This window comes from Rhodococcus sp. NPDC057135 (assembly GCF_042670865.1).
In the GTDB taxonomy this organism is placed as follows: Bacteria; Actinomycetota; Actinomycetes; order Mycobacteriales; family Mycobacteriaceae; genus Rhodococcus_F.
Window position 1 is genome coordinate 1 of the sequence record NZ_JBHUUU010000037.1, and the last position, 5174, is coordinate 5174.

At 65.2% G+C, this 5174-nt stretch carries 4 protein-coding genes; 2 read left to right on the forward strand and 2 right to left on the reverse strand.

Annotation, left to right across the window (positions count from 1 at the left end; all coding sequences use genetic code 11):
• Positions 1 to 151: 151 nt before the first annotated feature.
• The gene (locus ACFT1A_RS30895) at positions 152 to 1324 is read right to left on the reverse strand and encodes a cystathionine gamma-synthase (RefSeq protein WP_230814198.1); all 1173 of its coding nucleotides are present in this window, start codon (positions 1322 to 1324) and stop codon (positions 152 to 154) included.
• 44 nt (positions 1325 to 1368) lie between these two features.
• On the reverse strand, positions 1369 to 2754 hold the full coding sequence (locus ACFT1A_RS30900; protein ID WP_230814199.1) for a cystathionine beta-synthase: 1386 nt from the start codon (positions 2752 to 2754) through the stop codon (positions 1369 to 1371).
• A gap of 80 nt (positions 2755 to 2834) precedes the next feature.
• Between ACFT1A_RS30900 and ACFT1A_RS30905 the strand changes: the two genes are divergently transcribed.
• Both ACFT1A_RS30905 and ACFT1A_RS30910 read left to right on the forward strand, forming a co-directional pair.
• Positions 2835 to 3797, forward strand: coding sequence for an SGNH/GDSL hydrolase family protein (locus ACFT1A_RS30905; RefSeq protein ID WP_378450101.1), 963 nt, complete (start codon positions 2835 to 2837; stop codon positions 3795 to 3797).
• A 121-nt stretch (positions 3798 to 3918) separates the two neighbouring features.
• A complete protein-coding gene (locus ACFT1A_RS30910) occupies positions 3919 to 5136 on the forward strand; it encodes an acetyl-CoA C-acetyltransferase (RefSeq protein WP_378450102.1) in 1218 nt (405 codons plus the stop codon).
• Positions 5137 to 5174 lie beyond the last annotated feature (38 nt).

Below are 5174 nucleotides of genomic sequence, written 5' to 3' on the forward strand. Positions count from 1 at the left end.
CCGGGGTGCGGCGCATGACCGGGGCGAGAAGTTGCTGTGCAGCCTTTATCTGTTCGAGATTCACGCATGCCTCCAGAAAGTGCGCCTCCACACCCTCGTGAGGTGTGAAGGCGCACTGCAGGTTCGAATTCGAATTACCGTAGAGCGAAGATCAGGACAGTGCTTGCTCGATGTCGCCGACCAGATCGGAGGCGTCTTCGATGCCGACCGACAGGCGAACCAGATCGTCGGGAACCTCGAGCGCGGAACCGGCCGTCGAGGCGTGAGTCATCGCACCGGGGAACTCGATGAGGGATTCGACTCCGCCGAGAGATTCTGCCAGCGTGAAGATCTCGGTGCGTGAGCACAGGTCGAGAGCCGCCGCCTTGCCACCCTTGAGACGCACGGAGATCATGCCGCCGAAGCGTCGCATCTGCTTGGCCGCGACCTTGTGCGACGGGTGCGAAGCCAGGCCGGGGTAGATGACGCTGGCAACAGCAGGGTGACCGTCGAGCAATTCGACGACCTTCTCCGCATTGTCGCTGTGACGCTCCATGCGCAGCGCCAGAGTCTTGATTCCGCGCAACGTCAAGAACGCGTCGAACGGGCCGGGAACGCCGCCCGATCCGTTCTGCAGGAACGCGAAGGCCGTGTCCAATTCTTCGTCGTTGCAGACGAGAGCGCCACCGACCACGTCGGAGTGTCCACCGATGTACTTGGTCGTGGAGTGCAGCGCGATGTCGGCACCGAGCTGCAACGGCTGCTGCAGGTACGGCGACGCGAAAGTGTTGTCCACCACGATCTTTGCGTTGCCCTCGTGGGCGACCTCGGTGAGGAGCTCGATGTCACCGATGTTGAGCAGCGGATTCGTGGGGGTCTCGACCCAGACCAGCTTGGTGTTGGACTTCATCGCCGCGCGCACCGCATCGACGTCGGACACCGGAGCCGGGGTGTACTCGATCCCCCACTGCGTGAAGACCTTGTCGATGAGACGGAAGGTTCCGCCGTACGCGTCGTCGGGGATGACCAGGTGATCGCCGGGTCGAAGTACCGAACGGAGCAGGCAGTCGGTGGCCGCCATTCCCGAACTGAACGCTCGACCATAGGTTCCGGATTCGAGCGCGGCGAGGTTCGCCTCGAGTGGGCGACGGGTGGGGTTACCCGTTCGCGCATACTCGAAGCCACTGCGCATTCCACCGACGCCGTCTTGGGCGAAGGTGGAACTCGCGTAGATCGGCACGTTGACCGCACCGGTCAGCGGATCGGGTTCGTAACCCGCATGCACCGCTTTCGTGGAGAAACCCTGCCAGCTGATGTTGTCGGCCTTGCTGCGTTGCTCACTCATGGTCCCCAGCCTAATGGCGCCGGTGCCGGCGCAGGAATCCGAACTCAGGAATCCGAACTCAGGAAACCCAGGAGATCGTGGCGCGTGATGACACCGACCGGCTTGCCGTCGTCGACCACCATGAGTGCATCGGTGTCACCGAGCGCCTTCGTGGCCGCCGAGACCGGCTCGCCGGAACCGATGAGCGGGAACGGCTTGCTCATGTGCTTCTCGACGGAATCCGCAAGGTGCGCACGGCCTTCGAATACCGCGCTCAGAAGATCTCGCTCGGACACACTTCCGGCGACCTCGCCTGCCATGACCGGCGGTTCCGCACCGACGACGGGCATCTGGGACACGCCGTACTCGCGCAGGATCTCGATCGCGTCGCGCAGGGTCTCCGACGGGTGAGTGTGAACGAGGTCCGGCAGCTCGCCCGACTTGCCGCGCAGCACGTCGCCGACGGTGGGAACGTTCGTCTTGCCGTCCAGTGGGGTGCGCAGGAATCCGTACGACGCCATCCACTGATCGTTGAAGATCTTGGACAGGTAGCCGCGGCCACCGTCCGGGAGGAGGACGACGATCAGGGCGTCGGGGCCCTCGCGCTTGGCTACTTCGAGGGCGGCGACGACGGCCATACCGCAGGAACCGCCGACCAGCAGTCCCTCTTCGCGGGCGAGGCGACGTGTCATCTCGAAGGAATCGGCGTCCGAGACAGCGATGATCTCGTCCGGGATGGACGGGTCGTATGCGGTCGGCCAGAAGTCTTCGCCGACGCCTTCGACGAGGTACGGGCGACCGGTGCCGCCGGAGTAGACGGAGCCTTCGGGGTCTGCGCCGATGACCTTGACCTTGCCGCCCGAAACTTCCTTGAGGTAGCGGCCGGTGCCGGTGATGGTTCCACCGGTGCCGACGCCCGCGACGAAGTGCGTGATCTTTCCGTCGGTGTCGGCCCAGATCTCGGGACCGGTGGTCTCGTAGTGGCTCTCCGGTCCGCCCGGGTTGGAGTACTGGTTGGGCTTCCAGGCGCCAGGGATCTCACGAGTGAGGCGGTCGGAGACGCTGTAGTAGCTGTTCGGGTTGTCCGGCGCGACGGCCGTGGGGCACACGACCACCTCGGCGCCGTAGGCACGCAGGACGTTGCGCTTGTCTTCGCTGACCTTGTCGGGGCAGACGAAAACGCACTTGTATCCACGCTTTTGCGCCACGAGCGCCAAGCCGATTCCGGTGTTGCCCGAAGTCGGTTCGACGATGGTGCCGCCCGGCTTCAGTTCACCCGAAGCCTCGGCTGCGTCGATCATCTTGACGGCGATGCGGTCCTTGGAGCTACCGCCCGGGTTGAGGTACTCGACCTTGGCTGCCACCGTGCCGAAGTTTTCGCCCGTGACGGACGTGAGCTTGACGAGTGGGGTGTTGCCGATGAGGTCGACGACGTGTTCCGCGATGCGCATTCGTCCATGTTCCCAGATAGAAGAAAACGGTGCGCGCGGACGTCGGGCGAAGGCGGTGCAATCCGGCTAGATTGGCAAGTGTGAGTCGAACCGGACTGAAAGCGTCGGTGGCCACGGTGGTGGCCGGATCGAGTGCAGGCACGCTCTCCTGGTTGGGCTACAACTATCTGATGTCGCAGGCAGGTGCGGCGCGTGGGGTGATCGGTCGCAATATCGCCAAGCCACCCGAGGCGGACGGCGTCTACGCGCCCGGCGCCGACAACCCGGAACTCTGGTGGCGGGCCGTGCCCTTCGATCTCCACTTGATGATCTTCGGCGATTCGTCTGCGGCCGGCGTCGGCGCGCTGACGGCGTCGGAAGTTCCGGGTGTGCAGGTCGCGAAGCAGCTCGCGAGTGAAACCGGGAAACGAATCCGCTTGAGCACCAAGGCTATCGGCGGGGCCACCTCACGCGGGTTGAGCGGGCAGGTCGACGCCATGTTCGTCGCCGGCCCTCCCCCGGACGCTGCGGTGATCCTGATCGGCGCCAACGACGTCACCGCCAAGAACGCAATTCACGCTTCGGCAAAACGCCTCGGTGACGCGGTACGACGCTTACGCGAGAGCGGCGCCGTCGTTGTTGTCGGCACCTGCCCGGATCTGGGGGTGGTCACGGCAATCCCGCAACCGCTGCGCTCCGTGGTGCGTGAATGGGGTCATCGTCTGGCGCTCGCCCAGGCGGCCGCGACCAGAAACGCGGGGGGTCATCCCGTTCCACTAGCTGACCTGCTGGCCAAGGAATTCCTGGCCTCGCCCGACACGATGTTCTCGGCCGACCGTTTCCACCCGTCCGCGGCCGGATACGAACTCGCGGCGAAGCAGATCGTCCCGGTTCTCGCGTCGGCTCTCGGCGAGTGGCAGGGTGGCCCGCTACCCGAACTCCCCCACGTCTCGGAGGCGGCGCAAGCTCGCACCGTCGCGGCCCGACTGACGGCGGCGGCAACCCAATGGAAAGCCTTCGCGCGACGCACCAAACCTGCAGGTCAGCGCCACGACGTCAACTGAGTGAGACTGCGTGACCACCATCTGGGAGTGGCAACGTAAATTGTAAGTCGAAGCTGCATTCAACTTGCCCTGCTCGGCGGCGTTTCAAGCCGCCCCCGAGCAGTACACAAAAGGAGTTTTCATGCCCGAGGCAGTAATCGTCTCAGCAGTACGGTCGCCCATCGGCCGCGCAATGAAGGGTTCGCTCAAGGACATCCGCCCGGATGACCTCGCGACTCAGATGGTTGCCGCCGCGTTGGCAAAGGTCCCCGAGCTCGACCCCACCGAGATCGACGACCTCATGCTCGGTTGCGGCCAGCCCGCCGGTCAGTCGGGCTTCAACATCGCCCGCGTCGTCGCCGTTCAGCTCGGCTACGACTTCCTCCCCGGTGTCACGGTCAACCGTTACTGTTCCTCCTCGCTGCAGACCACCCGCATGGCTCTGCACGCCATCCGCGCAGGCGAGGGCGACGTCTTCATCTCCGCCGGCGTCGAGTCCGTCTCCAGCTTCATCACCGGCAACGCCGACGGCCTCCCGGGCACCAAGAACCCGCTCTTCGACGCAGCTCAGGCTCGTAGCGCCAAGCTCGCCGAGGGTGGAGTCGCCTGGACCGATCCTCGCGAAGAGGGCCTGATCCCCGACGTGTACCTGGGCATGGGCCAGACCGCCGAGAACGTCGCTTCCGCCACCGGCATCACCCGCGAAGACCAGGACCGCTGGGCAGTGCGCAGCCAGAACCGCGCCGAGGAAGCCATCGCTCGCGGCTTCTTCGAGCGTGAGATCACCCCCGTCACCCTCGCCGACGGCACCGTCGTCTCCAAGGACGACGGCCCCCGCGCCGGCACCACCTACGAAGGCATCAGCGGCCTCAAGCCCGTCTTCCGCCCCGACGGCACCGTCACCGCCGGCAACGCCTGCCCGCTCAACGACGGCGCAGCCGCACTGGTGATCATGTCCGACACCAAGGCAAAGGCACTCGGCCTGACCCCGCTCGCTCGCATCGTCTCCACCGGCGTTTCGGGCCTGTCCCCCGAGATCATGGGCCTCGGCCCGATTCAGGCCGTCAAGAACGCCCTGAAGATCGCCGGCAAGTCGATCTCCGACATCGACCTGTTCGAGATCAACGAGGCATTCGCCGTGCAGGTCCTCGGATCCGCTCGCGAACTGGGTATCGAAGAAGACAAGCTCAACATCTCCGGTGGCGCGATCGCACTGGGCCACCCCTTCGGTATGACCGGTGCCCGCATCACCAACACCCTGATCAACAACCTGCAGGAGCAGGACAAGACCTTCGGCGTCGAGACCATGTGTGTCGGCGGCGGACAGGGCATGGCAATGGTGATCGAGCGCCTCAGATGATCCCCTGAGCACGTCGAAAGCGGCCGCCCGGCTTCTGC